Raw genomic sequence first — 26785 nt, forward strand, 5'->3', positions numbered from 1 at the left:
ATCCACATAAAATTAAATCATCTTGTCAATATTGTAACTGCATATTAAAACTTAGAAAATGTCATGATGTTATAGCATTGTATATCTAATCAAACCAATAAGCTTAACAAGCTATGTTTAGCTCTTTATAATTCTCCAAATTTTCTATATAATGATTCTTATTAATATTTTTCATTCATAATATACTATTACATTCATTTCTTTTTATAGTTTTAAATACAGACAATTTAAATAAAGAATGAACAATATTAATACATAAAACTTTAATTTTTATGTAAATAAAGTGATAAAGTAAAATTAAAATTTAATTAAAGGAGTGAAAAAATTTATGGATATTTGGAAAAAGAAAACACTAGAACAAATGTTACATTCAGCTGAAAAATCTGATTTAAAGAAGAACCTTACATCAAAAGACCTTGCAGCACTTGGAATAGGTGCAGTTGTTGGTACAGGTATTTTTGTTTCAACTGGTGTTGGGGCTCATCTAGCAGGGCCTGCAGTTGTTTTATCATTTATAGTAGCTGCGGTAATAAGTGCACTTTGCGCTCTTACTTATTCTGAACTTGCTACAATGTTTCCAGTTGCGGGAAGTACATATGCATACTCTTATGTTGCCTTTGGCGAATTAATAGCCTGGATTATAGGATGGGACTTAATGCTTGAATATTTGGTTTCTTCCGCTGCAGTTGCGTCTGGATGGTCAGGAACATTTGTAGGTTTATTAAGTTCCGCAGGGCTAAATTTGCCTAATGCAATAATTAGAACTCCCTCGGCCGGTGGAATTATTGACTTGCCTGCTGTTCTTATAACTATGTTTGTAACTTGGATATTATTTATAGGCATAAAAGAAAGTGCAAAATTGAACAATAAAATTGTCATGGTAAAAATTGGTGTAATTGTTTTATTTGTAATACTTGGAGTATTCCATATCAATGTAGCTAACTATAAACCATTTGCTCCATTTGGTTGGAGTGGTGTTATGGCTGGTGCTTCAATTATATTCTTTGCATATATTGGTTTTGACGCAGTTTCAACCGCTGCCGAAGAAACTATAAACCCAAAGAGGGACGTACCTCGCGGACTTGCAATTTGCCTAGGAGTAGTAATTATACTTTACGTTGCAGTTGCACTTGTTATAACTGGTATGGTTCCATATAAAGAAATAATTGAAAACAATGCTGTTCCAGGAGCTCTTGCAAGATTTGGCATCAATTGGGGAGCCGCGCTAGTTGGAACTGGAGCCGTTATCGGTATGATTTCAACACTACTTGTAATGCTTTATGGACAAATTAGAGTGTTTATGGTTATGTCAAGAGATGGCTTACTTCCAAAGGTTTTTTCAAAGGTACACCCTATTCACAAAACCCCTACTCTTTGCACAATAATAACAGGTAGTATTGCTGGAATAATGGCCGGTTTTTTACCATTAGATGAAATAATAAAACTATGCAATATAGGTACATTATTTGCATTCATTCTAGTTTCAATAGGAGTTATAGTACTTAGGAAAACTATGCCAAATATTGAAAGAAAGTTTAGGTGCCCATGGGTACCAGTTCTACCTATCATTTCTGCACTTGCTTGTATTTATTTAATGTCAGCCTTACCACTCGTAACATGGATTAGATTTATAATTTGGTTATTAATTGGAATAGTAATTTACTTCGTGTATAGTAGACATCACAGTTTACTTCAAAAAGAAAAATAGAAATAAAATTATAAAAACAAGGTAGACAACCTTTTGGTAGTCTACTTTATTTTTATAATTTATTCAGTCTTTATTGTGTTAAATCATCTCCTGGGGAGCTGCATTAACGACTTCAGAAGGGAATTTAAAACCCCACTGAAGTTTTATTTCTGCTAAGGTAAGTTACGCCCACTTATAGAAGTGGGAGACTTTCCTTCTGAAATGTCGTTAAGATATAAATTAAAATTAGTAAATCGTTTTAGAGAATTTGTATCTTTTTTTATAAACTCCCAGGTCTCTTTATACTCAGCATTAATAGCAAATTCCGGATTATTCATAAATTCAATAAAACTAATAGGGTTTGTTATAAATTTGTCTTCAAATTTTTCAGCAAACCTCCGTTTATCATCCGCATTAACGCCTTGTATATTATGAATTACATGTTCTAAATTAGAAGAAAAGAAATATACCCGGTAGCTTAAGTTTGCATATACCACATTCGTAGTTGCGAGCTTACTTAGAATTTGTGATTTTTGTTTATTACGCTTTTTTATATTGTCGGTATTTTTTGCATATATATTCTGCGTGTTATACTCAATACTATCACTCGGTTTAATACTATTCGTATCCTTTTGCAGAACTTGTTCATCATTTATAAATGCACCGTCAGTATCTACTAAATGAATTACATTTGAAATATCACTTTTCTTATACATATCACTAGATATAAACTCCTTTATATAATCCGTAATTTTAGTGTAAATATTACTTGCATTAACTCCATTTTGCGCCGTTACATCACCATGAATAACTTTAAACCTAACAATTTTATCTTTTTCAATTATTTTAGATAAAATCAATGCAAATGAATTTCTATCAGTTACTCCCTCAACTATAAATAATACAATTTTTTTACTCTTCATAAAGAATCTCACCAGCTTTTCTAAAGGCGTGTGCAATCTCAAAACTATTAGTTTCTTCGTATATACACTCGTTAAGTCCCCCCAAATCAACCCCACGTAAATATACATTTCGTAGATTGTTATTACTTTTTATATTCGTTATTCTTATAAATCTATTTTGAGGATTCGCGGTACTAAATACCAATGATTCTTTTTCTAACATTTCGAGTGGTCTTAGGTTATGTGACGTAAAGATAAATTGACCTTTTCCTTCTTGCTCAATTATCTTTAATAATTCCCCTAACAAATACTCAAATATACCAGCATCAAGCTCATCAACTATTAGACAAATTGATGGATTATTAAACATAGAAATTAATGTACTTAAAATAGAAATTATCTTTTTAATACCTTCAGATTCATATTTAAGCGGAATCTTTATATCTTTTTTAATAGAAAGTAATTGTATTCTTACTACTTCTTTTCCATTTTTATATAATTCGTTTCCTAAATTGTTAATCTCTAACTGTAAATTAGGAATAATAGTGCTTAACACTATATTCAACTGTTTTATAATTTTTGTTGCTATATTATACCTTTTTTTATCTATATTTGATGTTCCAAGTAAATTAATTGCGATATCTCCACTAGTTACGCCGACCTCATCCTCCATTCTAAAACTTAATGGCATATAATTAAGGCTTATAGTAGCTGAATGTTCATTAGTTATTACAAATAAATTTACTCTAGCAAAATGTTTAATAACATTAATAACATTAAAATAATCATTGCTCACAGAATTACTTTTAAAAATTTCTTCTAAACTATCGTTAAAAATAAAAGATGTTTTTTCCTTTATCGATAACCTTTTACTCACTTCAAGATTAAATTCATTTTCTCTATTATTTCTTATTAACTCGTTATAACGAGCCTTTGGCAATATATATGTATCCTTTGAATCTATAAGATATTCGATTATATCAATTTTTCTTTTTTTATTATCCTCATTTATTTGAGAATAACTTAACTTCTCATTATATAATTCTGCTTGCCCTTCTTTTCTCCTTAATGAAAACTGGTAATATACTAATAACTTTTGATCTTTTAGTTCAATATAGAAAACAAATTTTAATGTAGCTGTTTCTTCTAATTCATGTATATAATTTTTAATATCTTCTGGTAATTTTTCACCACTTGCTATTGTTTTAAATAATTTAAAAGCTTCTACTATAGTCGTTTTTCCTGAACCATTTTGTCCATAAATTCCAATTATATCCGATTTACCACTATAATATTTTTTCTGTCTATAACCTGACAAATCGATAATTCCCTCCTGAATATTCTTAAACCCCGTAAGTTCAATCTTTTGTATTCTTATAATTGTTTTTGTCATAAATTTCACTCCCATACATATAAATTACACGCTTGTCACTATAAATCGTTAATACTTTTCATTTAATTGATACAAAATGTTTCTTTTAATGTATTCACTAATATTATATCACATTCAAACAATATTATTCATTATACCCTTAATTAGTATAATTAAAAAAAGTTTTTGTTTTTTAAAGGTATTTCCTATATTTATGTAGAATGTAGTAATAGATCACGTTTACAAAGGAGGCCATAATGAAGAAAGTTAAAAATATTACATCATTTGCTCTTGCTTTATTGCTTGCAGGTTCAATAAGTATTATTACTAGTAAGCCTGCACAGGCTGAGGCACTTGTATACACAACAGAAATTACTCAATTAGCAGCAAGTAAGAGCAAGCTTACAGGGACTAATATCGTAGACTATGCAGAAACATTTATCGGCATCCCATATAAATATGGTGGAACTACCACAGCTGGTTTTGATTGCTCTGGTTTTACTATGCATGTTTATAATAATTTCAAAGTAAATTTGCCACGCATTGCATCATCTCAAACATCAAAAGGCAGTGTAGTTAGTAAATCTACCCTTAAGAAAGGAGATTTAGTTTTTTTTGGAAATCCTGTTTATCATGTAGGCATTTATGTCGGCAGTGGAAAATTTATACATTCTCCTAAAACTGGGTCATCGATTAAAATTATAGATTTAAAATATATGCCTGATTATAATACAGCCAGAAGAATAACGAGCAATTAGGAAAAAGGAGCAAACAATAATTTGTAATTATTGCTTGCTCCTAAGCTTTGGTTTGCTACCGCGCGAATGTTCCATCCTCAATATCTTTAAATGCCCTCTTAAGTTCCTCCTTAGTATTCATTACAATAGGTCCACCCCATGCAATTGACTCATTCAATTTAGCTCCCGAAAACAAAAGAAAACGAAGACCTTTTTCTGTTGCTCTAGCTATTAATTTCTCACCATTATTAAAAAGTACTGCACTCCTACTTGGAACTAATTTATCATTAGAATCATCAAAACAGCCTTCGCCTTCCACTATATATATAAACAGCGTTGTGTCAGTCATAGTTTCTAATTCCCATCGTGCACCAGCTTTCATTTCAACGTCTAAGAATAACATTTTCACATGTTCACCTTGCACGGCTCCTGAATTACCTTTATAATTCCCTGAAATAACTCTAATGATGTTATCATCTTCGTCAATTTTAGTTACCATGTCTGCTCTAATATCTCGATACTTCGGACTTGTCATTTTATCCTTTTGAGGTAGATTAATCCAAAGTTGAACGCCAAGCATTCTATTTGATATTTTGGGCATTTCCTGATGAAGGATTCCACCACCTGCTGTCATCCATTGACAACAACCATCTAATATACTTCCCTTATTCCCTAAGCTATCTGTATGCTCAATATCTCCACTTATAAGGTAAGTAACTGTCTCTATCCCCCTATGTGGGTGCCATGGAAAACCTTTCGTATAATCATCAGGATCTATTGAGTCAAAAGCATCTAACATCAAAAACGGATCAAATTCTTTTACATCAGGTAAACTAATCACACGAACAAGTTTTACTCCAGCTCCATCATACTGAGTTGTTCCTGTTACTACTTTATGTATTTCCCTTGTTTTCATAATATTATCCCTCCCTAATCAAATCTAATTTACTTTATATTACCAATTGTTCTTTCTTCTAAACACATAATCACTATATCATATAACTAATATAAGTACATTTAATTATTTTTCATTTTTTTCTTCTAGATTTCTATATTTTCGAATTAATTCCTGCTTAACTAACCAAAGTTCATGAGATAAATCAACAAAATACTTGTGAGGATTAGAAAATCTCTTAACTTCATCCCATATGCTGTCTACTTGATTTTTGCAGTAATCTCTAATTTCTTCTAAGCTTGGCAATACATATACACACTCTCCGTTAAGAAATATTGGTACTTGAAGCTTTTTTGCGTAAAAATTGGTAACTTTTTTCTTTTTCCAAGTAAGAACTGGATCAAAGATTGTATATGGAGCCGCTTCATTTATAACCTCACCTGTAAGTGTAATAACATCCGCAATTGCCTTGTGAGTATTTTTGTCATATAATCTCCAGCACATTTTATATCCTGGATTAATAATTTTTTCTTCACTTTCGCTCAATTTAATTCTTGGTACAACTTCTCCCTCTTCTTCAACTGCCACTAATTTATAAACACCACCGAATACTGGTTCTGATTTGGCCGTTACTAATCTTTCACCAACACCAAATATGTCTATTTTAGCATTTTGATTTAATAATTCAGTTATAATAAACTCATCTAAGCTATTAGATGCTACTATTTTGCAATCTGTAAGCCCTGCTGCATCTAACATAATTCTTACTTTCTTTGAAAGATAAGCAAGATCTCCACTATCAAGTCTAATTGCTTTTAACCTTTTTCCAATTGGCTCTAAAACATCTTTGGAAACCCTAATAGCATTTGGTATACCACTAGTTATAACATTATATGTATCAACAAGTAATGTACATGTATCTGGGTAAGTTTTAGCATATGTTTCAAAAGCTTTATATTCATCTCCAAAGAATTGTATCCATGAATGTGCCATTGTTCCAGTAGCAGGAATCCCGTACATTTGATCTGCAATAGTTGTAGCCGTTCCACTTACTCCCCCTATATATGATGCTCTTGCCCCCATTATAGCTGCATCAGCACCATGGGTTCTTCTTGCTCCAAGCTCAAGTATTGGTCTTCCCTTTGCAGCTCTCACTATTCTGCTAGCTTTTGTAGCTATTAAGCTTTGATGATTGATTGTTAAAAGTAACATAGTCTCTATAAGTTGTGCCTCAATTACTTTTGCCTTAATTGTGACTATTGCCTCATTTGGAAATACTACTGTACCCTCTGGAATTGCATATATATCTCCTGAGAATTTAAATGCTAATAAATACTCTAAAAACTCCTCTGATAAAACGCCCTTGCTTCTTAAAAAATCTACATCATCTCTCGTGAATTTTAAGTTTTTAACAAACACTACAAGTTGTTCCAGGCCCGCTGCTATTGAAAATCCTCCTCCATCTGGGTTCTTTCTATAGAACATATCAAAATACACAATTGTGTTTGAAACCCCATTTACAAAATACCCATTTGACATTGTTAATTCATAAAAATCCATTAACATTGAAAGATTTCTTTCCTCGCGAATATTGAATTCATTACTCATTTTCATATTTCTCCTTAATTTAATATTTTTATTGGGCTTAATTATTATTAGCTTTATCTAAGCATTTAATAAATTTAAATATTTGTTGTTCTGGTTATTATTTTTAAATTCTAGTATTTTATCTATTATATAGTTAATAACATCTTTAACTTTCTTTCTACTAAATATTTGACTTATCGTACTACAATGTTTTATTACTTCAATTTTTGAACTAAATGAATTTGTTGTTATTGTAAACGCAATAGTCTTTTTAAATTGATCATCCGTGTCAACAAGAAAAATTAAATCCAAGCTATATTCTTGATACTCGTTACCTTCGATATAAACCTTTCTGTTATTATCCTTTGCAACTCCGGATAAACTATTTATTCTCTCATCATTTACCAATTCATTTAGTATTTTTATCATATAATAATTCATCATATACTTTCACTCCTTACCTATTTAGTATCAAAATAGTACAAAGTATCCATAAAAAAATTAAAAGTTACTATTTTTCTTTTTATGTCCAAGAGACTTTGTACCTATGTGATACTATCATTATATCATATACCATTCCATTGTCAATATGAAAATTTCATACTATTAGTTTATATATAAAATTAGTTCCTTTAGGCAATAAAAGGAACTAATTTTATAATCTACACTATTAATGAAATAACTATAATATAGTATCAACTACCTCTATGCCATTAGATTTCATTTCCCAAAGAGATATAACTTTCATTAAATCACCATCATGAGTTCCAGTGTCAAATGTTTCTACTGAATCTATTGGTACAATAATTCTTCTATCAATATTTTTTTCATTGAAATATGTTTTTAATGTTTCTGTAAAATGCTTAACACATATATCCGTTGAGCAACCTTCTACAATATAGTTTTCAATCTGCGCTTCATTTTCATGAAGCCATGTTTTAAATTCTGGTGCATGGAAGCCATTAGTACTATTCTTATGGATTATTGTAGTATTACTATGAAGTGTAGCTCCACAGTTTAATGAAGAAATAAGCTCTGCCTCGGTACTATTTTTTAAACAATGTCTTCCGTATATTTTAAACTCAGTAGAATTTTCATCATGTTGCTCCAAAAAAAACACCTTTTTATATCCGTATGTACGCTCATTAATAGCTACAACATTATCTATAATAGTTTCAACTCTTGGTGAAGACATTATTCCAGCATGGACAAAACCATTTACCATATCCATAACTATCAAAGCTGTTTTTTCTTTTGGAAGGTCATTTAGATTAACTAGATTTCCCTTTATTTCATTTTGCATATCAAATATTTTATTTATTAGTAAATTTATCATACATATCATTTCCTCTCTTTTATTATTTAGTGCCAAAGGTGATAATTAACCTATTAGTCTAAAAAATTATGTTCCCAGTTTTCATTAAATATATAACAGGTTGCAGGTCTTCCCGCAGTTGTTTTTTCTTTATCAGTTTCTACAACCATTTTCTTAATCTTGCGCCTAAAATTAGCCCTTGATAAAGGTTTTCCTAAATTAAGAATAGCTTCATATATTTTTTGAGCTTCTCTTAACGTAAAATATTTTGGAAGTAATGAAAAAGCAATTGATGTGTATTCTATCTTATTTTTCAATCTATCTAACGCATAATACACTTCGTCAATATGGTCGAAAGCAAGTTCATCTTTACTCCACTTAAGTGGCTCATAAGAGGGTACTTTAATTGTAATAATGCCATTCTTAACAAATCTTTCAGAAACAACATAACCTATTTTAACGTCACCATCGTCAGAAATAAGTGTTATATTATAAACATCAACTCTCTCTATTCCAGAATTATCTGATGAAACAAAATCTTTCTTTACCGTAAACCATTGCGCATAAGTAGCATCATCACCTGCTACTGCCTTAATGTTTGTTTTATCGGCGAGTGCCAAATAAGCTATCGAAATAACCCTCATCCTCGGATCCCTATCTACTAGATCCCCAAAAGTTTTTAACTGCTCAAAATACACACTATCAATATTAGTTTCTTCTTTTAATTCTCTGTAACAAGCAGTACTTAATCCTTCATCAATATTAACGAACCCACCCGGAATTCCATAACACCCAATATATGGGTGATCACCCCTCTTTACCAAAAGCAATTTAAGCGCTTTATCAGGATCTTTCCCATCTACCGGTATATCATCTATCGTAAAAAGTAGCATATCCACTGTATTAGAGGGTCTATCATAATCCCCTGGCACATAACTATCCAAAAACTCTTTTTCAGTTAATCCATCCTTATTTTTTATATCTAAATTTCTCATAATCATTTTTCCTTTCTATATTGTTTATTATTATTTTATGACTATGCTCATTCTAATTTACTTTGTATTGTTATAATACTATAACCTTAGCACCATATAGATACAAAGTCAATGTTTTTGTAATAAACACTAAAAATATTGTATTACTAAAAAACGAGCCTGTAATTTATTACAGACCCGTTTTTTTAAATACAATTTTATTTTTTTAATAAGTTTTCGATATCCGTTTTTATATTTAATGGAAGCACTGTTGGCGCATATCTCTTAATTACTTCCCCTTCTGTATTTATTAAAAACTTAGTAAAATTCCATTTTATTTCCTTACCTAAAAATCCTTTTTCTTCATTCTTTAAATATTTATATAAAGGGTGTGCATTTTGTCCATTTACATTTATTTTTTCAAACATAGTAAAACTAACTCCATAATTTAATAAACAAAATTGCTGTATCTCCTCATTACTACCAGAATCCTGCTTTGCAAACTGATTACAAGGGAATCCTAGAATTTCAAAACCTTGCTGCTTATATTCGTTATATAATTTTTCAAGACCTTCAAACTGAGGTGTTAATCCACACTTACTTGCAGTGTTTACAACTAAAACAACCTTACCCCTGTATTGCTCCATCTTTATATCTTGTCCATCCATTTCTTTTGCTGAAAAATCATAAAAATTCATATTTTTTACTTCCTTTCAAAATTAATTTATTTTTAGTTTTATACAATTAAATTTGACTCAACTTTATTATATGTTTAATTATTATTATTGTCAACCTAAATTTTACAAAAAAATAAAACAAACGTTAAATCTCTATTTAAAGAACCTAACGATTGTTATATTAAAACCTGAACTTATATAACTCTTTTTTTATAAATGGAACAATTCCTTAGCGTCTACATCCGGATGATGATAACGACCTCTTTTTATTGTTACTTTTTTATATTGAATTGATTTTTGTGGACACCACTGCATACAAGCAAGGCATTGCTCACATTTATGTTGCCATTGTGGTTTACCCTCCATCATTTCTATATTACTCGCAGGGCATACCTTTGAACATGTACCGCAACCATTACAGTTTTTGTCTATCCAAAAATCTTTATCTTTTTCATAAGGGCTAAAGCTGCTGTAAACCATGCCACCAACTGTCCTCATCAAGCTTTCTCCTAGTCCACTAAATCCAACTATCTCATTATTATTTAAACTTTTAACAATTCCACTTATTTTTGCTTTTTCATCGTCAAAACACTTTTTCTGTTTTTCTTCAGAATAAGGTGCGTAAATCACTTGATAATTTCCTGGCATTTTGACTTTAAATGCAGCGCTAAGTTTAACACCCTTGTCAGTTAATATCTCTTCTAATTGTTTTATAGATGCCCCCGCAGCTGATCCAAAAGTTACAACGGTATAAACATAAACATCCTTTTTAAGTCTAATTTCTTTAATAAACTTTTTAACTAAAAGTGGAATTCCAGAAGCGTATACTGGAAAAATAAATCCAATTTTATTCGATGATATATTGTCAGTATTTATATTTTTTGTACATATTTGTATTATTTCTGTATCTTTTAATTCAAGAGCTATATCCTTGGCTACCTTTAAAGAATTACCCGTACCACTAAAACAATAAATTGTCGATTCCATAAAAACACTCCTATACTCAATATTATTTCCATTGAAACAATTTCATTTATAACTACTCTATTATATACAATGCTATTGTATATAATAGTTAATGTCAAGATTTTATAAAAAAATATGGAACCTTTCTTTTAAAGAAAAGTTCCATACATTATATATATTATTTAGTCATAAAGTCTTTACCGCGATGCATATCAACTTTCTCAACTTTTATTACTTTAATTGTTTCAGTAACATTTTCTTCTAAAGCTAATTTCCCATATTTATTTATTTCATTTTTATCTTTTGGAGTATGATGAAGAGATGTTGCACCCCCTATACATCCACCAGAACAAGCCATTCCTTCTATAAAATTACCATTTGATCTATTAAATTTTAATAGTTTCAATGCTTTATCACATTCAATAAGGCCATCACAACTTATAGGTTTAAATTCTAATATTGTATCTGAAGTATCTACTAAGTGTTTTACTGCCTCTGTAAGTCCACCTGATCTAGCAAATATTCTCCCATAATAAGATGCATTATTTAATGGAAGTTCCTCGCAGACCTCAATATCTATTTCATATGCATCAATCATTGCCTCAAGCTCCTCAAAAGTCAATACATAGTCAGTAATTCCTTTTATATCGGCTTGCTTTATTTCCATTTTTTTAGCTGTGCAAGGTCCAATAAACACAACTTTAGCTAAAGGGTCTGTATTTTTAATAAGTCTAGATATTGCTATCATAGGTGAAACTGTACTTGAAACATGTTTACCAAGCTCTGGGTAATTTTTCTTAATATAAGAAACAAAAGCTGGGCAACAAGAACTTGTCATAGTGTTAAGTTCCTCTATAGTTTCTATAAATTCTTTTGTTTCATTTTGTACTACCATATCTGCACCAAGAGCTACTTCTATGACATCATAAAATCCCATTTGTTTTATACCTGCAACCACTTGTCCAATTTTTGCATATGTAAATTGACTAGCAATTGCGGGTGCAACAACAGCATAAACATGTTTTTTTTCATTTTCCTTTGATTTTGTTAATAAATTAACAACATCTACAACTGAGGATTTATCCATAATTGCACCAAAAGGACATTGATAAACACAAGCCCCACATTGTATACATTTATCATTATTAATTACTGCTTTTTTATCTTCATCAAAACTTAATGCATCAGCATTACAAGCTCTACGACAAGGTCTCATAACATCAGAAATCGCATTGTAAGGGCAAGCCGTTTTACATTTACCACATTCAATACATTTATTTGGGTCAATGTAAGATCTCCTATTTATAGATTGGATTGCGCCCACAGGACATGCTTGAATACATTTATGTGTTATGCAACCTCTGCAACCTTCAGTTACAGTAAATCGTTGGATCGGACATTCATCACAAGCAGAACTTATTACTTCAATAATATTTTCATTTTTTTTATCTCCACCCATTACAAGCTTAATTCGATCTCCAATAATGGCTCTTTCCTTATGAATACAACAACGTGTTTTTGCTTTAGGTCCTGGAACAAGAACTTTAAATAGATTTTTACCTTCTTTTTTCAGATTTCCTTTAATAGAAAGTTTAACCACTTCTTTTATTACCTCATATTTTATAAGTTGTATATCATTATCAAACGCTCTCAAATGTATCACTTCTCCTATTTTTAGAATGTTGATTATAGATATCAAATTTAGTCGTCTTTAAATAGGCGTAAAATATATTTACTGCCCATCATTAAAATACCAATTCAATTATGTTAAAATAATAACATATTGTTAATAAATTATCAAGTGGAATTTTAAGGTACCCGTAATGGTTAAACCCTCTAGCACTACTTTATATGTACCTTTTGCTCCTCTACTCTTAACTTTAATATAATCATATTCACATTAAATACATCTCTTAATAGGATTTTTTCACCAACGACCCTTAGATATTTTTAAAAACAAAAAAAAGAGCAACACAGTTCGTTACCCTTTTTGTAATGCTTTCATTATTATTTTCCGAAAGTTTCTTTCCAATCTTTAGCAAATTTTTCTATTCCAGCATCGGTCAATGGATGTTTTATCATCTGTTTAATGATTTTAAGTGGAACAGTCGCAATATGAGCCCCTGCAACTGCAACATCTGTGACATGCATTGGATTTCTTATGCTAGCCGCAATTATTTCAGTGTCTATTGCGTGTACTTTAAATATTGTAACAATAGTTCTTATTAAATCCATAGCATTAGCATTTATATCATCAAGTCTTCCTATGAATGGGCTTACATATGATGCTCCTGCTCTTGCCGCAAGTAATGCTTGTCCTGCTGAGAATATTAATGTTACATTTGTTTTTATCCCTTCTTTTGAAAGTACTTTAACAGCCTTTAGACCGTCCTCTGTCATTGGAATTTTAACAATCATATTTTTATGTATTTTTGCTATTTCTCTTCCTTCTTTTATCATACCTTTTGAATCTAAAGAAATAACTTCTCCACTTATAGGTCCGTCTACAATAGATGCTATTTCTTTTATAACCTCATTAAAATCTCTACCTTCTTTTGCAATTAGGGATGGATTAGTAGTAACACCACAAATAACACCCATATCATTCGCTTCACGAATATCTTCTACATTAGCTGTATCAATAAATAATTTCATATAATTAGCCTCCTTATAAAAGGTCAGCAAAACCGCCAACCTTTTATATTATTTTTCTCTAGTTATTTATTCTATCTTGTTGTATCTTTCATAATATCTCTTAATTTTGTATCATGATCTATTATAACAGTTTCGAGCCCAACCATACGGCTCCAATCATAAACTTGATCAACTGTTAACTTTAATGTAACAACTGTATGATGTCCACCACCAGAATATATCCATGCTTTTACACCATCACTAAAGTTTGGTTCTGGCTTCCATACCATCTTAGCTACTGGTAAGTTTGGCATATCTTCAGTAGGTTTAACTGCTGTTATTTCGTTAATAATTAAACGATAATGCGTACCTAAATCAAGCATAGATACTGCAACTCCAGCTCCAACTGAGCCATTAAATATTAAACGAGCTGGATCTTCTTTATCACCAATTCCAAGTGGTTTAACAACTACGCTAGGCTTATCTGAAGCAAATGTTGGATCTACTTCAAGCATATGTGCACCTAAAATTCTTTCACTACCCTTACTGAATTCGTACATATAATCTTCCATAAATCCTGTTTGCTCATTGTTTGTCATAACCTTAAATAATCTAGACATTGCTGCAGTTTTCCAATCTCCTTCTCCAGCAAATCCGTAACCCTGCGCATTCAACCTTTGAACAGCAAGTCCAGGTAGTTGTTTCATACCATATAGATCTTCAAAATTCGTTGTAAATGCTGTGTAATTTCCTGCTTCTAGGAATGTTCTTAATCCAATTTCAATTCTTATTTGTTCTTTTACTTGTTTCTCATAAAATTTAGGATCATTTTCTCCAGCATCCATAATGTATATTTTCTTAAATCCTTCATATGTGTTATCAACTTCTTTTTCTGAAACTTTACTAATCTCGGTAGTTAAATCACCAATAGCAAAGTAATCAACTGTCCAGCCAAATTGAATTTGAGCTTCTATTTTATCTCCTTCAGTAACAGCAACATTACGCATGTTATCACCAAAACGAGCCACTTTTATCTCCTGACTTATAATAAACCCTACTGCTACATTCATCCAATCAGCAATTTCTTTTCTAATCTCATCTGTTTTCCAATATCCGAAAATTACTTTATTATGTTTTTTTAGTCTTGCATTAATAAACCCATATTCACGATCTCCATGAGCACTTTGATGTAGATTCATATAATCCATATCAATTGTTTTCCATGGAATATGTTCACTAAATTGTGTTGCCAAATGTAGTAAAGGTTTTTGTAATAATTTTGTACCAGCTATCCACATTTTAGCAGGTGAAAAGGTGTGCATCCAAGTAATTACACCAGCTACCTTATCATTATAGTTTACTTCTTTCATTAAACTAGTAATTTCATCTGCAGATGTTGCTAGTGATTTAAATACTATAGTGTAAGGTAATTTTCCACTTTTATTTAAACCATCTGCAATAATTTGCGAATCCTGTTTAACTTCATCTAACGCTTCTTGACCATATAAGTTTTGACTACCTACTATAAACCAAAATTCCATCTTTTTATTATCTAACATAATCTACTTCCTCCTTTTATTTTTTGTTTTGACCATAATATGCATTTTTTCCATGTTTACGATTAAAATGTTTATCTAACAAAACTTGATCCATTTTAATATTATGTGGATTTAATTGAAGCGAATGATATGCCATCTTTGCAACTTCCTCTAGTACTACAGAGTTATGAACTGCATTACTAGGATCCGTACCCCAAGTAAATGGACCATGATCATTAACAAGTACTCCCGGTACTTGGTCTGGATTAATATTATTTTTATCAAAAGTTTCAACTACAACATTTCCAGTTTGTTTTTCATAGTCTTTAATTATTTCATCTTCAGTCATCGCCCTAGTTACAGGTATATCCCCATAAAAATAATCACCATGTGTTGTTCCAGCAGCCGGAATAGAAACACCTGCTTGGGCAAAAGAAACTGCCCAAGGAGAATGTGTATGAACTACGCCCATAATATTTGGAAAAGCTTTGTATAAAGCTAAATGAGTTGGTGTATCACTTGAAGGATTTAATTTACCTTCAACTATATTTCCATCCATATCAACAACAACCATATCACTTACGCTCATTTGATCGTATTCAACGCCACTAGGTTTTATAACAATTAAACCCCTTGAACGATCGATTCCAGAAACATTACCCCAAGTGAAAGTTACTAAATTATATAAAGGTAACAATAAATTTGCTTCAAATACCTTTTGTTTTAAATCCTCTAACATAAATTAACCCTCCTTCGATACGGATTCCTTAATCTTCTTCAAGTGTTTCATTACATCATTTGCGCCACGACCAAAGTAATCATGTAGTTTTACATACTCTTTATAAATTGCTTCGTAACGTTTAACATTTTCTGGAATTGGTTTTATTGAATTTTCTTTAAGTCTTGCCATCTGCTTTGATGCCTCTTGTATAGTATCGTAACCAAAAGCTTCTTTGCCTGCGGCAACAGCGGCAAACATTGCAGCTCCAATTGCAGGTGCTTGATGATGCTCTGATATAAACATTTCTTTATTAGTAACATCAGCATAAATTTGATTTAACATTTGATTTCTGTGAGGTAACCCACCACAAACCGTTAAAGTATCAATTGGCACACCATTTTCTTCAAAAGTATCTATAACCAAACGTTTACCAAATGCTGTTGCTTCTATTAAAGCTCGATATATTTCTTCTGGTTTTGTATCCATGTTCATTCCGAGTACTAGACCAGTTAAATCTGTATCTACTAGAATAGAACGATTCCCATTCCACCAATCTAATGCTATTAATCCACTCTCACCAATTTTTAACTTTTTAGCCTTTGCTTCAAGTAACTGGTGAATATTTAAACCCTTTTTCTCTGCCTCTTTGAAATATCTTTCTGGAACCTGGTTATTAACAAACCATCCAAAAATATCTCCAACGGCATTTTGACCAGATTCGTAAGCATAAAATCCTGGCACAGCACCATCCTTAACTACACCACACATACCAGGTACTGGTATTTCTTTTTCCCCAAGTGTGATATCACAAGTGGATGTACCCATAATATTAAGCATTGTTCTCGGTCTTACAACTCCAGTTGGTGCAACTGAAACATGAGCATCAACATTTCCAACTCCTACAGCAATGCCTACATTTAAGCCAGTAGCCTTAGCTACTTTTTCAAGAAGCCCACCTGCTCTAGTTCCTACAGGATAAAACTTAGTACCAATTTTATCTTCAATTACATTTTCCATTAATGGATTTAGTTCCTTAAAAAATTCATTACTTGGGAATCCTGTTTCAGCATTCCATATTGCTTTATACCCTGCAGTAGTTGAATTTTTTATTTTTTTACCAGTTAACTGCCATGTCAACCAGTCTGTTGCTTCTATAAAATCATCCATAGCTGCATATACATCAGGTGCTTCTTCAACAATTTGCATTAATTTTGGAAATAACCATTCTGATGAGATTTTACCACCATAATACTTAAGCCATGGTTCACCACGTTTTTTAGCAATAGCATTTAATCTATCTGCTTGATCTTGCGCAGCATGATGTTTCCAAAGTTTAACCCATGCATGTGGGTTATCATGCCATTCTTTTATATTCATCAAAGGAGTACCATCGTTCTTTACAGGAAGTACAGTACACGCTGTAAAATCAATAGCTACCCCTATAATATCATCCTTTGAAATTGTTTTCGTTGCCTCGTTAACGGCCTCTTTAACTGTTGCTATAAAACACTCATAATAATCATTTGGATCTTGAAGTGCCCAATTATTACCTAATTTAATCGTAGTTCCCGGTAAGGTTTCATCAATTACCGCACTTGGGTAATTTTTTACTGCAGATGATACAACTTTTCCATTATCTAAGTTTACAACCACTGCCCTTGAAGACAAAGTTCCGTAGTCAACTCCAACTGTATATTTTGTTGTCATTTTATTGACCCCCTTCTTAGTAATCGCTTTCAATACAAACTATAATATTTATTCGTATAATTGTCAAGATATATTTATCATTTATACGTACTAATTTTAAATATCATTGTGAATGCCCCTATCTTCTGCTATAATATTTTATGAAATAAATTATTATAGGAGATACATATGAAGCACAAATACGAAGAAGTAATAGATAAAATTATTAATTGGGCAATTACTGAAAAATACAAGCCAAACGATAAGCTCCCAACTGAATCAGAACTAATGTCTCTCTTTAATGTAAGCAGGCATACCATAAGGAGAGCTATCAGTGATTTAAATGCTGCGCAGTATGTATACCGAATACAAGGAAGCGGAATATATCTATCTGATTGGAAACAAAATAGTATTCACTTAAAAAAGAATAAAAATATAGGTGTTCTTACAACTCATATATCAAATTATATATTTCCAGATATAATTCGGGGGATTGAAAGTACTCTCTATGCTGAATCTTATTCACTTTTATTATCATCTACTAGTAATAACATAATGCTTGAGAATAGTAATTTGAAAAATTTGCTAGCACATGAAATAGATGGCCTTATCTTAGAACCAACGAAAAGTGCGTATCAAATTCACAATCTAGAATATTTAAATAATATATTAGCTAAAAATATTCCTATTATTATGATTAATGCTTCCTATTATGAAATCAAGGTCCCAAGCCTACGTGTTAATGATTTTAAGGGTGGTAAAATTGCCACTAAACACTTGCTTTCTTTAGGTCACACTAATATAACGGGTATATTTAAAGTTGATGATTCCCAAGGTATCCATAGAATGAATGGATTTATTACAGAATGTCAAAAGAATGAGATTGCATCGTCGCCAAATCAAATCTTAACTTACCTTTCAGAAGAAGTGGAAACAGTACTTCCCCAAAGAATAGAGAGTGTACTCAAATCTGGCAATCGTCCTACAGGTATATTTTGTTATAATGATGAAATTGCATATATGGTGTCAAGCATTGCAAATAAATTGAAAATAAAAATTCCAGAAGGCCTTTCAATTATCGGCTTTGATGACTCTATGTTATCAAGAATTATGGTTCCAAAACTAACTTCCATTACACACCCAAAAGAACAAATGGGCAAGGACGCTGCTAATTTAATAATAAAATTAGTTAATAATAATAATGAATTTGATAACAGTGATTCTATATTATATGAACCTAGTCTTGTTATTCGTAATTCAACAAGGTCACTTTAAAATAAACCATAAACCATAAGCTATTTTACGATATTATAGCGGTTTATGGTTTATTTGTTTTTTATTTGTACCTACAACCGTTACATTTTTATTGACATTTGTACGTATATATATTATTATAAGCTTGTAATCGCTTGCAAAACTAATAATAAAAGTAATAAAAATAATAAATATAACATATGAGGAGGATTTAAAATGTCAGAGAAACCTAAAAGTAAACGTTCTTTAATGTTTATTATACTAATATCATGCGCTGCCGGATTAGGAGGTCTACTATATGGATATGACACAGCCGTTATATCCGGAGCCATTGGTTCGCTTCAAAAGTTATATAATTTAACACCAATGATGGAAGGTCTAGTAATTTCAAGTATTATGATTGGTGGTGTTGCCGGTGTTGGTATCTCTGGATTTTTAGGTGATTTCATCGGTAGAAAAAAAGTATTAATGTTTGCTGCTGCTTTATTTGGAGTATCAGCCCTAGCATCTGCTCTATCACATTCAGTAGAAACTTTAATTATTGCTCGAATAATTGGAGGTCTAGGTATCGGTATGGCTTCAGCCTTATCTGTAACTTATATTACAGAATGTGCACCACCTGCAATTCGTGGTAGACTTTCTGCACTCTATCAATTATTCACTATATCAGGAATGTGTCTTACATACTTCATAAACCTATGGATTGTAAATATGGGTAGTGATGCTTGGCTTACAACAACTGGATGGCGTTGGATGCTTGCTTGTGGTATATTCCCATCTTTTGTATTCTTATTAACATTATTTTTCGTTCCAGAAAGTCCACGTTATTTAGTAAAAGCCGGAAAATTAGATCAAGCTGTTGCTGTACTTAATAAAATTAATGGCCCTGTAATCGGAAAACAAGAGTTTGATTCTATTTCTAATTCATTAATAGTTGAAAAAGATTCATCTCTTAAACAGCTTTTTAAACCAGGGCTTCGTAAAGCTTTAGTAATCGGAATTTTCCTTGCCATCTTTAATCAAGCAGTTGGCATGAACTCAATTACATATTATGGTCCTAAAATTTTTGAAATGGTAGGTTTTAAAACTAATTCAAGTTTTCTTGCTACAAGCGTGGTAGGCGTTGTAGACGTTTTAGCTACAATACTTGCCATGTTCTTAATAGATAAAGTTGGACGTAAAAAGTTAATGTCTATAGGTTCTGCATTAATGGCTTTCTTTATGTTATTCATTGGTTTAGCATTTTATACACATTATGCAAATGGAATGGTTATTTTGTTCTTGATTCTTGGTTTTGTAGCATCATTTTGTATTTCAATGGGTCCAATTCCTTGGATTATGATTCCTGAAATATTCCCCAATTATTTAAGAGCAAGAGCAACAGGCATTGCAACTATGTTTCTATGGGGAGCTAACTGGGCAATTGGTCAATTTACTCCAATGCTTCTTAGTAGTGTTGGCGGTGCATTTACCTTTTGGATATTCTGCGGATTAAATGTTATTTGCTTTATATTCGTTACAACGTCGGTTCCAGAAACTAAAAATAAATCATTAGAAGAGATCGAAAAGTTCTGGATTCCTAAAAACAAGAAAAAAAATATTGCTTAAATTTATTTGATTTAAAATTACAAAATAGATTTACAAACCAATATATCCAAAAGATCAAAAAACTTCGGCTGTATTTCTCCGAAGTTTTTTGATCCTTAAGTTTCTTTATCCAAAACAAATTTTTCTAAAAACATCTATTTCTTTTCTTCATTCTTATCTAATGTATCATTAATTTTTTTTGCTACCTTCTCTTTAAATTCACCAAACTTTTCCTTAAGCTCCCCTGTTTGTGACTGAGCCCTCCCCTTAAGTTCTGCCTCTTCACTACCAGTTGCCTTTCCAACATTCTCCTTAGTTTTTCCCATGATCTTATCCTTTGCACTATCAAATTTGTTTTTTAAATCTGTCATTTGACACCTCCATTTTAATTTATTAAACTTCCTTATTCATTCATGTGATTACAATACCATTACTATTCCAACATTTCAATCTTTTTATCCAATTAAATCCTCTCCTTCGGATCTGCAATATTTTGTATGTTAAAATATAAGCATTAACCCACTTTTAATTTCACTTTCAACATATAGAAAAAACGGACTACCTTAAGGTAATCCGTTTTTTTCTATATAACTATTATGAAACATCTAAGCAGCTTTTCAGAATTTCCATAGCCTGTTACTTTTAATATACATTGTTTATTAAAAAATTGATTTATAAACTTCAAATATTTCTTTAACGCTTGTATCTCTTGGATTACCTGGAGTACATGCATCTGCCATAGCTGACTGCGCAAGTGCTTCTAGATCTTCCTTCTTAACTCCAATTTCTTTTAATGTCTTTGGAATTCCAACATCCCCTGAAAGTTTTTTAACAGCATCAATAGCTGCCTTTCTATATTCTTCCTTAGACATGTTATCTACATTTGGAACTCGCATTGCACGGGCTACTTCTCTATATTTTTCGCCAGTCGAACCTGCATTATATTCCATAACGTAAGGCAATATTACTGCATTAGCAATTCCGTGTGGTGTATCATAAAAAGCTCCAAGTGGATGTGCCATTCCATGAACAAGGCCAAGTCCTACATTACTAAATCCCATACCTGCAACGTATTGTCCAAGGGCCATATCTTCTCTCCCCTTTGGTTCATTTGCTACTGCACTTCTAAGTGAGCGTGAAATTATTTCAATAGCTTTTAAATGGAAAGTATCTGTTAATTCCCAAGCGCCTTTTGTAATATATCCCTCAATTGCATGAGTTAAAGCATCCATACCAGTAGCTGCTGTTAGTCCCTTTGGCATTGATGACATCATTTCCGAATCAACAACTGCAATAACTGGAATATCATGTGGATCTACACATACAAATTTACGTTTTCTTTCTTCATCAGTTATTACATAATTAATAGTAACTTCTGCTGCTGTTCCAGCTGTTGTTGGGATTGCAATAATAGGTACTGCTTTATTTTTAGTGATAGCTGCACCTTCAAGACTTCTTACATCTGAAAATTCAGGGTTACTTATAATAATACCTATAGCTTTTGCAGTATCAATAGATGAACCTCCACCAATAGCTACTAGGTAATCTGCACCAGATTCCTTAAACATTGCTATACCGCTTTTTACTACACTTATAGTAGGATTAGCTTTTACACCATCAAAGATTTCAAATTCTAAAGCACTTTCTTTAAGTAAATCTGTTACCTTGCACGCTACATTAAATTTTATTAAATCTTTATCAGTTACTACTAATGCTTTTTTAAAACCTCTAGTTTTAACCTCTTGCGCAATATTCGTTATTGCTCCTGCGCCTATGTAACTTGTCTCATTTAAAACCATTCTATTTGCCATAATAATCAATCTCCTTTTAGAATATATTTTGTAATAAATTACTATCCTTCTAAAATGTTGTTAAACCAAATATTCTTCTGAAATATTAACATTAAAATCTTTTGCTAAGTCTCTAAAGTTTTGAGATGTTATTGTTTGCTTCTTTCCACCCATCGATAATACTTTAACTAAGATTTCAGCTGATTTCTCTACTGTATCCATAAGTCCAAAAGTTAAATCTAGAGTTTCACCAGCGCAGAACATTCCGTGATGTGCCCAAATTACAACATCATGTTTTTTCATTAATTTACCAGTTTCTTCTGCAATCGGAGCTCCACCTGGAACCATCCAAGGTACTATGCCTATTCCGCCTGGGAATACTACTGGACATTCTGTTGCCATTTCCCACAATTCTCTCGTAAATACCTTGCCATCTAGTGGTAATACAAATGTTAAAGCTATAGCGTTTGTAGTATGTGAATGCATTATAACTCTGTATGTTCCCTTTGTTTTTTCTTTCTTTATTGAATGACTCATTAAATGTGATGTTACTTCACTTGTTGGTCTTGCTCCATTTATTAATCCCCAAACTATTTTGTAGTTTTCGCCTTTTTCATCAACCTTTATGAGTCCTGCATTTTCTTCTAAACATACGGTCATATTTCTTATGAATTTTCCACTTCCTGTTACTAGAAAATACTCATTAGCTAAGTTTTCAACAGTTACTCCAATTGGAGTATATGCTGAATCTTCATTAATAATGCCCTTAACTGCCGATACTTCCTCTTGTGTTAATCTGTAAGTTATGTTTCCACCGTTTCTTTCATGCCAACCCTTAAGCCATGCATCATTTGCAATTTTTTTAAAGTTTTGTATGAATTTCATGTTTTCTATATTCATTTTAATCTCCCACTTTCATTTTATAATTATATTTTTAATTTTAATATTCTATCACGTTTTATTTTATGTAGTACATTTTGTAACATCTAACTTCTTAAAGTATACTTCATTTTTTTTATAAATACAATCGTTTTCTGTTGTTTTTGTTTTGTTTTTCTTGTTTTTATTTGTTTCTCTTATTATCTAAAGCAAAAAATTAAAGAACTAGCAAAAATGATTTTTGGTAGCTCTTTAACTTAACTTCATATTGTATAGTTTTTTTACTAATATATAATTTCAATGTTATTAGAATGTAATAATTTTAACCATTCTTCTCTTGGTTCCTTATCTGTAATGATGTAATCTATATTTTCATAATCAAAAAGCTTTACGAAAGATGTTTTATCATATTTGCTATGATCAATTAATAAAATCACCTTACTAGCTTGCTTTATCATAGCATTTTTAATTTCTGCCTCTTCTTCATTTGAGTCTAATATTCCTTTTTTAATATCCATTCCTTTGCAGCTCACAAAGGCTAAATCTACACTATATTTTCTAATAGTACAATGCGTTATAGGTCCTTGAAGTGATAAAGATCTTTGCTTTATTGAGCCACCCGTTGATATAATATTTAGTTCCGATTGATTAAGTTCACTAAGAACCTCAACTGAATTTGTTATAACTGTTACGTCACTTCTATCTCTAATTAGCTTCAAGACCTCAAGTACAGTTGAACTACAATCTGCCATTATCGTACTATCTTCTTTAATAAATTCTATTGCTTTTGATGCTATGTATATTTTTTCTTCCATATCAATCTTTGACCTTTTATAAAAAGGTATATCCTCATTTGTTATTTGAGCATTCAATATTGCCCCACCATAACTTCTAGTAACTAAACCTTGTTGTTCTAGTTTTTCTAAATCTCGCCTTATTGTTTCTTCCGTTACATCAAATTTTTCGCTTAACTTTGAAACATATAGTTTTTTTTCGCTTAAGGCTGTCTGCTTTATAATTTCTAATCTTTCTATTGGTAACATTCATATTCCTCCTTGTTTGAATTTTGCCACACAAATAAAAAAGAAGGCATCTAATTGCCCTCTACATCTTTATATATAATGTGTTTTTACTATATAATTTTGTATTTTATAATAAAAAAGGTATTTACATACCTTATCTTCTTTACCTCGACATAAAAATAAAACCACATATAAGCTTTACTTAAATATGATTTTTGTATATAATTAAATGTGAATACAAGTATAATTATTATACCTTATAACTCACTTTTAGTATATCACACAACGAATGTAAATGTCAATGGTTTTTGTAAAAATAAATAGGAGCGTGACAAAATGAGTAATTATAAACTAATTAATAAAGAGGAAACACTATATCTTGATAATACACTTAACTTTCTAAAAAAAGAACTTACGAAAGATGAATATGATATAAACTTTAAAAAAAGAGACCTTATTACTTCAAGAAAAGATATGTGGCAAGAATCTGCTCATTCTTCAAATGATTTTGATAAAATTCCAGAGATGCTTCAACATCTTTCAGAGGTTGATAGTCAAAATTATAGCTACGAAAAAACACTTAAACGTATAAAAAAATATACACAGATTCTAAACTCACCGTATTTTGGAAGATTTGATTTTAAAGAAGATGGTTATGAAGATACAGATAAAATTTATATTGGTCTTTATAATTTAATAGATAAAGATACCAGTTCAATTTTAATATATGATTGGCGCTCACCTATTTCAAGTATGTTTTATCAATTTGAAATAGGCAAAGGCTCATATAATGCGCCTTTCTCAGTGATTTCAGGTGATATTATTATGAAGAGACAATATAAAATTAAGAACTCCAAACTTCAATATTTTTTTGATAGTAGTGTAACAATTAATGATGAAATTCTGCAAGAAGTTTTGAGCCATAATTCTTCATCAACAATGAAAAATATAGTTGAAACCATCCAAAAGCAACAGGATATAATTATTCGGGATACTGAAAACGAACTTTTAATTGTGCAAGGTGTTGCCGGAAGTGGTAAAACTTCTATAGCACTACATAGAATTGCATATTTGCTTTATGTTGGTATGGGATCAAAAATACATTCCAATAATATTATTATAATTTCTCCAAGTTCCGTATTTAGTAAATATATTTCTGGGGTTTTACCAGAACTCGGCGAGGATAACGTAGAAGAAACTACTTTTGACAATATTATAATTGATTTCTTAGATAATAGATTTATATTTGAAAGTAGGAAAGAGCAACTTGAATCTTTGATTATTAATAATAATCAATCTATAAATATAAAAATGGAGAACACTAAATTTAAAGGCTCAAAAACTTTTGTTATAATTTTAGATAGACTAATCGATTATTATGAACATAATTTGACTAATTTTGAAGACTTATATTATGATGGTAAAATTATTGAAACAAAGCAGCAGCTAAATAATCTTTTCCTAAACGGTAAAATGGATATGCCAATATCAAAAAGACTTAAAAGAATTGAAAGTATGATGCTTAATAAAATTCACCCTTTAAGAAAAGCAAGGCTTCAAAAGATTCAGAAGATTGTTTTAAATGGTACTAACCACCAGCTAGAGATAAAATCTTTTAGCAGATTAATTGCAATTAAAGAAGCTAAAGTATTAATGAGTCATATTCACAAGTATACGCAGGTTGATTATGCAAATTTGTATAAATTACTTTTCAATAAAGCTGGACTTTTTTTAAAACTTTCCAAAGGCTTAGAACTACCAAAATATATTAAACAAATGATATTAAAAACCGCTGAAAGTCTCCATAAAGGCCATATTAATTATGAGGATTGTGCACCCCTTATATATATTAAACTTAAGCTTAATGGTAATCGGGAATTTTCAGATATACAGCAGGTTGTCATTGATGAGGCTCAAGATTATTATCCCCTTCAATATGAAGTTTTTAATCTTCTATTTGCTAGAGCTAAATTTACAATATTAGGTGACTTTAATCAAACTCTTGAAAAGCACGGTGATAAATTTATTTATGATGATCTAAAAAAGATTCTTAATAAGAAAAAAAGTTTAAAGCTTTCCATGAATAAAAGCTTTAGATCCTCAATTGAAATTAATTCATTTACTCAAAAAATATTAAATAGCAAAGAAGAGTTTATTTCCTTTGATAGGCATGAAGACGAACCAATAATTCTATTCAAAGATAATGAGAAGTCTATTTTTGAAGCTATCATACTAGATATTCACAAATACGAAAGTCTTGGTTATGAGTCTATTGCAGTTATTTGTAAAACGCAGCAAGAAGCACTAATAATTGAAAAAGAATTAATTAGTTTAGATAACCTTAAATTATTAAACATAGATGACACTGAAATTATAAAGGGCACCGTAGTTATTCCGTCCTATATATCAAAAGGTCTAGAATTTGATGTAGTACTAGTTTTCAATGTATCAAAAAACAATTATAATAGTGAATTCGATAGGAATCTTTTATATGTTGCTTGCACAAGATCACTACATCAACTTGTTATTTATTATACTGGAGAAAAAAGTGATTTTTTTTAA

At 30.9% G+C, this 26785-nt stretch carries 23 protein-coding genes; 5 read left to right on the forward strand and 18 right to left on the reverse strand.

Going from position 1 to position 26785, the window contains the following annotated elements:
- Positions 1 to 328: 328 nt before the first annotated feature.
- The gene (locus KPL54_RS04920) at positions 329 to 1708 is read left to right on the forward strand and encodes an amino acid permease (RefSeq protein ID WP_216105344.1); all 1380 of its coding nucleotides are present in this window, start codon (positions 329 to 331) and stop codon (positions 1706 to 1708) included.
- A gap of 152 nt (positions 1709 to 1860) precedes the next feature.
- Here the strand turns inward: KPL54_RS04920 and KPL54_RS04925 are convergent, their stop codons facing one another.
- Both KPL54_RS04925 and KPL54_RS04930 read right to left on the reverse strand, forming a co-directional pair.
- Positions 1861 to 2610 carry a hypothetical protein gene (locus tag KPL54_RS04925; RefSeq protein ID WP_216105347.1) on the reverse strand — a complete coding sequence of 250 codons (750 nt, stop codon included), beginning with the start codon at positions 2608 to 2610 and terminating at the stop codon, positions 1861 to 1863.
- Complete coding sequence (locus KPL54_RS04930; RefSeq protein ID WP_216105349.1) at positions 2600 to 3982, reverse strand: AAA family ATPase; 1383 nt, start codon at positions 3980 to 3982, stop codon at positions 2600 to 2602. Before KPL54_RS04930 ends, KPL54_RS04925 begins: the two co-directional genes overlap by 11 nt.
- A 236-nt stretch (positions 3983 to 4218) precedes the next feature.
- Here KPL54_RS04930 and KPL54_RS04935 point away from each other — a divergent pair, with 236 nt between their 5' ends.
- Entirely contained in the window at positions 4219 to 4719 is a 501-nt protein-coding gene (locus KPL54_RS04935; RefSeq protein WP_216105351.1) for a C40 family peptidase, read from the forward strand.
- 55 nt (positions 4720 to 4774) lie between these two features.
- On the opposite strand, the gene KPL54_RS04940 is transcribed toward KPL54_RS04935, so the two are convergent.
- The 12 genes from KPL54_RS04940 to KPL54_RS04995 form a co-directional block, all read right to left on the reverse strand.
- Positions 4775 to 5614, reverse strand: a complete 840-nt coding sequence (locus KPL54_RS04940) for a pirin family protein (RefSeq protein ID WP_216105354.1) — start codon at positions 5612 to 5614, stop codon at positions 4775 to 4777.
- Positions 5615 to 5719: 105 nt separating this feature from the next.
- Entirely contained in the window at positions 5720 to 7201 is a 1482-nt protein-coding gene (locus tag KPL54_RS04945) for a nicotinate phosphoribosyltransferase (RefSeq protein WP_216105355.1), read from the reverse strand.
- 57 nt (positions 7202 to 7258) lie between these two features.
- Entirely contained in the window at positions 7259 to 7624 is a 366-nt protein-coding gene (locus KPL54_RS04950; RefSeq protein ID WP_216105357.1) for a hypothetical protein, read from the reverse strand.
- A gap of 238 nt (positions 7625 to 7862) precedes the next feature.
- On the reverse strand, positions 7863 to 8516 hold the full coding sequence (locus tag KPL54_RS04955; RefSeq protein WP_216105359.1) for an isochorismatase family cysteine hydrolase: 654 nt from the start codon (positions 8514 to 8516) through the stop codon (positions 7863 to 7865).
- 53 nt (positions 8517 to 8569) lie between these two features.
- Positions 8570 to 9490, reverse strand: a complete 921-nt coding sequence (locus KPL54_RS04960) for an NUDIX hydrolase (RefSeq protein ID WP_216105361.1) — start codon at positions 9488 to 9490, stop codon at positions 8570 to 8572.
- Positions 9491 to 9687: 197 nt separating this feature from the next.
- Complete coding sequence (locus tag KPL54_RS04965) at positions 9688 to 10167, reverse strand: glutathione peroxidase (protein WP_216105363.1); 480 nt, start codon at positions 10165 to 10167, stop codon at positions 9688 to 9690.
- A gap of 189 nt (positions 10168 to 10356) precedes the next feature.
- Positions 10357 to 11133 (reverse strand): EFR1 family ferrodoxin, encoded by a 777-nt coding sequence (locus tag KPL54_RS04970; protein ID WP_216105366.1) that lies wholly within the window; start codon positions 11131 to 11133, stop codon positions 10357 to 10359.
- Positions 11134 to 11290: 157 nt separating this feature from the next.
- Positions 11291 to 12766 carry a 4Fe-4S dicluster domain-containing protein gene (locus KPL54_RS04975; protein WP_216105381.1) on the reverse strand — a complete coding sequence of 492 codons (1476 nt, stop codon included), beginning with the start codon at positions 12764 to 12766 and terminating at the stop codon, positions 11291 to 11293.
- A gap of 353 nt (positions 12767 to 13119) precedes the next feature.
- Complete coding sequence (gene fsa / locus KPL54_RS04980; protein WP_216105383.1) at positions 13120 to 13767, reverse strand: fructose-6-phosphate aldolase; 648 nt, start codon at positions 13765 to 13767, stop codon at positions 13120 to 13122.
- A 71-nt stretch (positions 13768 to 13838) separates the two neighbouring features.
- The gene (araA, locus tag KPL54_RS04985; RefSeq protein ID WP_216105385.1) at positions 13839 to 15305 is read right to left on the reverse strand and encodes an L-arabinose isomerase; all 1467 of its coding nucleotides are present in this window, start codon (positions 15303 to 15305) and stop codon (positions 13839 to 13841) included.
- 16 nt (positions 15306 to 15321) lie between these two features.
- Positions 15322 to 16023 (reverse strand): L-ribulose-5-phosphate 4-epimerase, encoded by a 702-nt coding sequence (gene araD, locus KPL54_RS04990; protein WP_216105394.1) that lies wholly within the window; start codon positions 16021 to 16023, stop codon positions 15322 to 15324.
- A gap of 3 nt (positions 16024 to 16026) precedes the next feature.
- Complete coding sequence (locus KPL54_RS04995; protein WP_216105396.1) at positions 16027 to 17712, reverse strand: ribulokinase; 1686 nt, start codon at positions 17710 to 17712, stop codon at positions 16027 to 16029.
- Between the two features lie 168 nt (positions 17713 to 17880).
- Between KPL54_RS04995 and KPL54_RS05000 the strand changes: the two genes are divergently transcribed.
- Positions 17881 to 18966, forward strand: coding sequence for a GntR family transcriptional regulator (locus KPL54_RS05000; RefSeq protein ID WP_216105398.1), 1086 nt, complete (start codon positions 17881 to 17883; stop codon positions 18964 to 18966).
- Positions 18967 to 19161: 195 nt separating this feature from the next.
- On the forward strand, positions 19162 to 20553 hold the full coding sequence (locus tag KPL54_RS05005) for a sugar porter family MFS transporter (protein ID WP_216105400.1): 1392 nt from the start codon (positions 19162 to 19164) through the stop codon (positions 20551 to 20553).
- A gap of 134 nt (positions 20554 to 20687) precedes the next feature.
- On the opposite strand, the gene KPL54_RS05010 is transcribed toward KPL54_RS05005, so the two are convergent.
- The 4 genes from KPL54_RS05010 to KPL54_RS05025 all read right to left on the reverse strand — a co-directional run bounded on the left by KPL54_RS05010 (position 20688) and on the right by KPL54_RS05025 (position 24244).
- A complete protein-coding gene (locus KPL54_RS05010) occupies positions 20688 to 20903 on the reverse strand; it encodes a CsbD family protein (RefSeq protein WP_216105401.1) in 216 nt (71 codons plus the stop codon).
- Positions 20904 to 21191: 288 nt separating this feature from the next.
- Positions 21192 to 22343 carry a lactaldehyde reductase gene (fucO, locus tag KPL54_RS05015; RefSeq protein ID WP_216105404.1) on the reverse strand — a complete coding sequence of 384 codons (1152 nt, stop codon included), beginning with the start codon at positions 22341 to 22343 and terminating at the stop codon, positions 21192 to 21194.
- A gap of 60 nt (positions 22344 to 22403) precedes the next feature.
- The gene (gene rhaD / locus KPL54_RS05020; protein ID WP_216105406.1) at positions 22404 to 23222 is read right to left on the reverse strand and encodes a rhamnulose-1-phosphate aldolase; all 819 of its coding nucleotides are present in this window, start codon (positions 23220 to 23222) and stop codon (positions 22404 to 22406) included.
- Positions 23223 to 23485: 263 nt separating this feature from the next.
- Positions 23486 to 24244, reverse strand: coding sequence for a DeoR/GlpR family DNA-binding transcription regulator (locus tag KPL54_RS05025; RefSeq protein WP_216105407.1), 759 nt, complete (start codon positions 24242 to 24244; stop codon positions 23486 to 23488).
- Positions 24245 to 24559: 315 nt separating this feature from the next.
- Between KPL54_RS05025 and KPL54_RS05030 the strand changes: the two genes are divergently transcribed.
- Complete coding sequence (locus KPL54_RS05030; RefSeq protein WP_216105410.1) at positions 24560 to 26785, forward strand: HelD family protein; 2226 nt, start codon at positions 24560 to 24562, stop codon at positions 26783 to 26785.

It is taken from the genome of Clostridium estertheticum (assembly GCF_018861295.1).
GTDB classification, from domain to species: Bacteria; Bacillota; Clostridia; order Clostridiales; family Clostridiaceae; genus Clostridium_AD; species Clostridium_AD estertheticum_D.

Bases quoted from the DNA above. Each gene is read 5' to 3' on its own strand.
- KPL54_RS04920 (WP_216105344.1), top strand. From the start codon at position 329: ATGGATATTTGGAAAAAGAAAACACTAGAACAAATGTTACATTCAGCT.
- KPL54_RS04925 (WP_216105347.1), bottom strand. From the start codon at position 2,610: ATGAAGAGTAAAAAAATTGTATTATTTATAGTTGAGGGAGTAACTGAT.
- KPL54_RS04930 (WP_216105349.1), bottom strand. From the start codon at position 3,982: ATGACAAAAACAATTATAAGAATACAAAAGATTGAACTTACGGGGTTT.
- KPL54_RS04935 (WP_216105351.1), top strand. From the start codon at position 4,219: ATGAAGAAAGTTAAAAATATTACATCATTTGCTCTTGCTTTATTGCTT.
- KPL54_RS04940 (WP_216105354.1), bottom strand. From the start codon at position 5,614: ATGAAAACAAGGGAAATACATAAAGTAGTAACAGGAACAACTCAGTAT.
- KPL54_RS04945 (WP_216105355.1), bottom strand. From the start codon at position 7,201: ATGAGTAATGAATTCAATATTCGCGAGGAAAGAAATCTTTCAATGTTA.
- KPL54_RS04950 (WP_216105357.1), bottom strand. From the start codon at position 7,624: ATGATGAATTATTATATGATAAAAATACTAAATGAATTGGTAAATGAT.
- KPL54_RS04955 (WP_216105359.1), bottom strand. From the start codon at position 8,516: ATGATAAATTTACTAATAAATAAAATATTTGATATGCAAAATGAAATA.
- KPL54_RS04960 (WP_216105361.1), bottom strand. From the start codon at position 9,490: ATGAGAAATTTAGATATAAAAAATAAGGATGGATTAACTGAAAAAGAG.
- KPL54_RS04965 (WP_216105363.1), bottom strand. From the start codon at position 10,167: ATGAATTTTTATGATTTTTCAGCAAAAGAAATGGATGGACAAGATATA.
- KPL54_RS04970 (WP_216105366.1), bottom strand. From the start codon at position 11,133: ATGGAATCGACAATTTATTGTTTTAGTGGTACGGGTAATTCTTTAAAG.
- fsa (WP_216105383.1), bottom strand. From the start codon at position 13,767: ATGAAATTATTTATTGATACAGCTAATGTAGAAGATATTCGTGAAGCG.
- araA (WP_216105385.1), bottom strand. From the start codon at position 15,305: ATGTTAGATAATAAAAAGATGGAATTTTGGTTTATAGTAGGTAGTCAA.
- araD (WP_216105394.1), bottom strand. From the start codon at position 16,023: ATGTTAGAGGATTTAAAACAAAAGGTATTTGAAGCAAATTTATTGTTA.
- KPL54_RS04995 (WP_216105396.1), bottom strand. From the start codon at position 17,712: ATGACAACAAAATATACAGTTGGAGTTGACTACGGAACTTTGTCTTCA.
- KPL54_RS05000 (WP_216105398.1), top strand. From the start codon at position 17,881: ATGAAGCACAAATACGAAGAAGTAATAGATAAAATTATTAATTGGGCA.
- KPL54_RS05005 (WP_216105400.1), top strand. From the start codon at position 19,162: ATGTCAGAGAAACCTAAAAGTAAACGTTCTTTAATGTTTATTATACTA.
- KPL54_RS05010 (WP_216105401.1), bottom strand. From the start codon at position 20,903: ATGACAGATTTAAAAAACAAATTTGATAGTGCAAAGGATAAGATCATG.
- fucO (WP_216105404.1), bottom strand. From the start codon at position 22,343: ATGGCAAATAGAATGGTTTTAAATGAGACAAGTTACATAGGCGCAGGA.
- rhaD (WP_216105406.1), bottom strand. From the start codon at position 23,222: ATGAATATAGAAAACATGAAATTCATACAAAACTTTAAAAAAATTGCA.
- KPL54_RS05025 (WP_216105407.1), bottom strand. From the start codon at position 24,244: ATGTTACCAATAGAAAGATTAGAAATTATAAAGCAGACAGCCTTAAGC.
- KPL54_RS05030 (WP_216105410.1), top strand. From the start codon at position 24,560: ATGAGTAATTATAAACTAATTAATAAAGAGGAAACACTATATCTTGAT.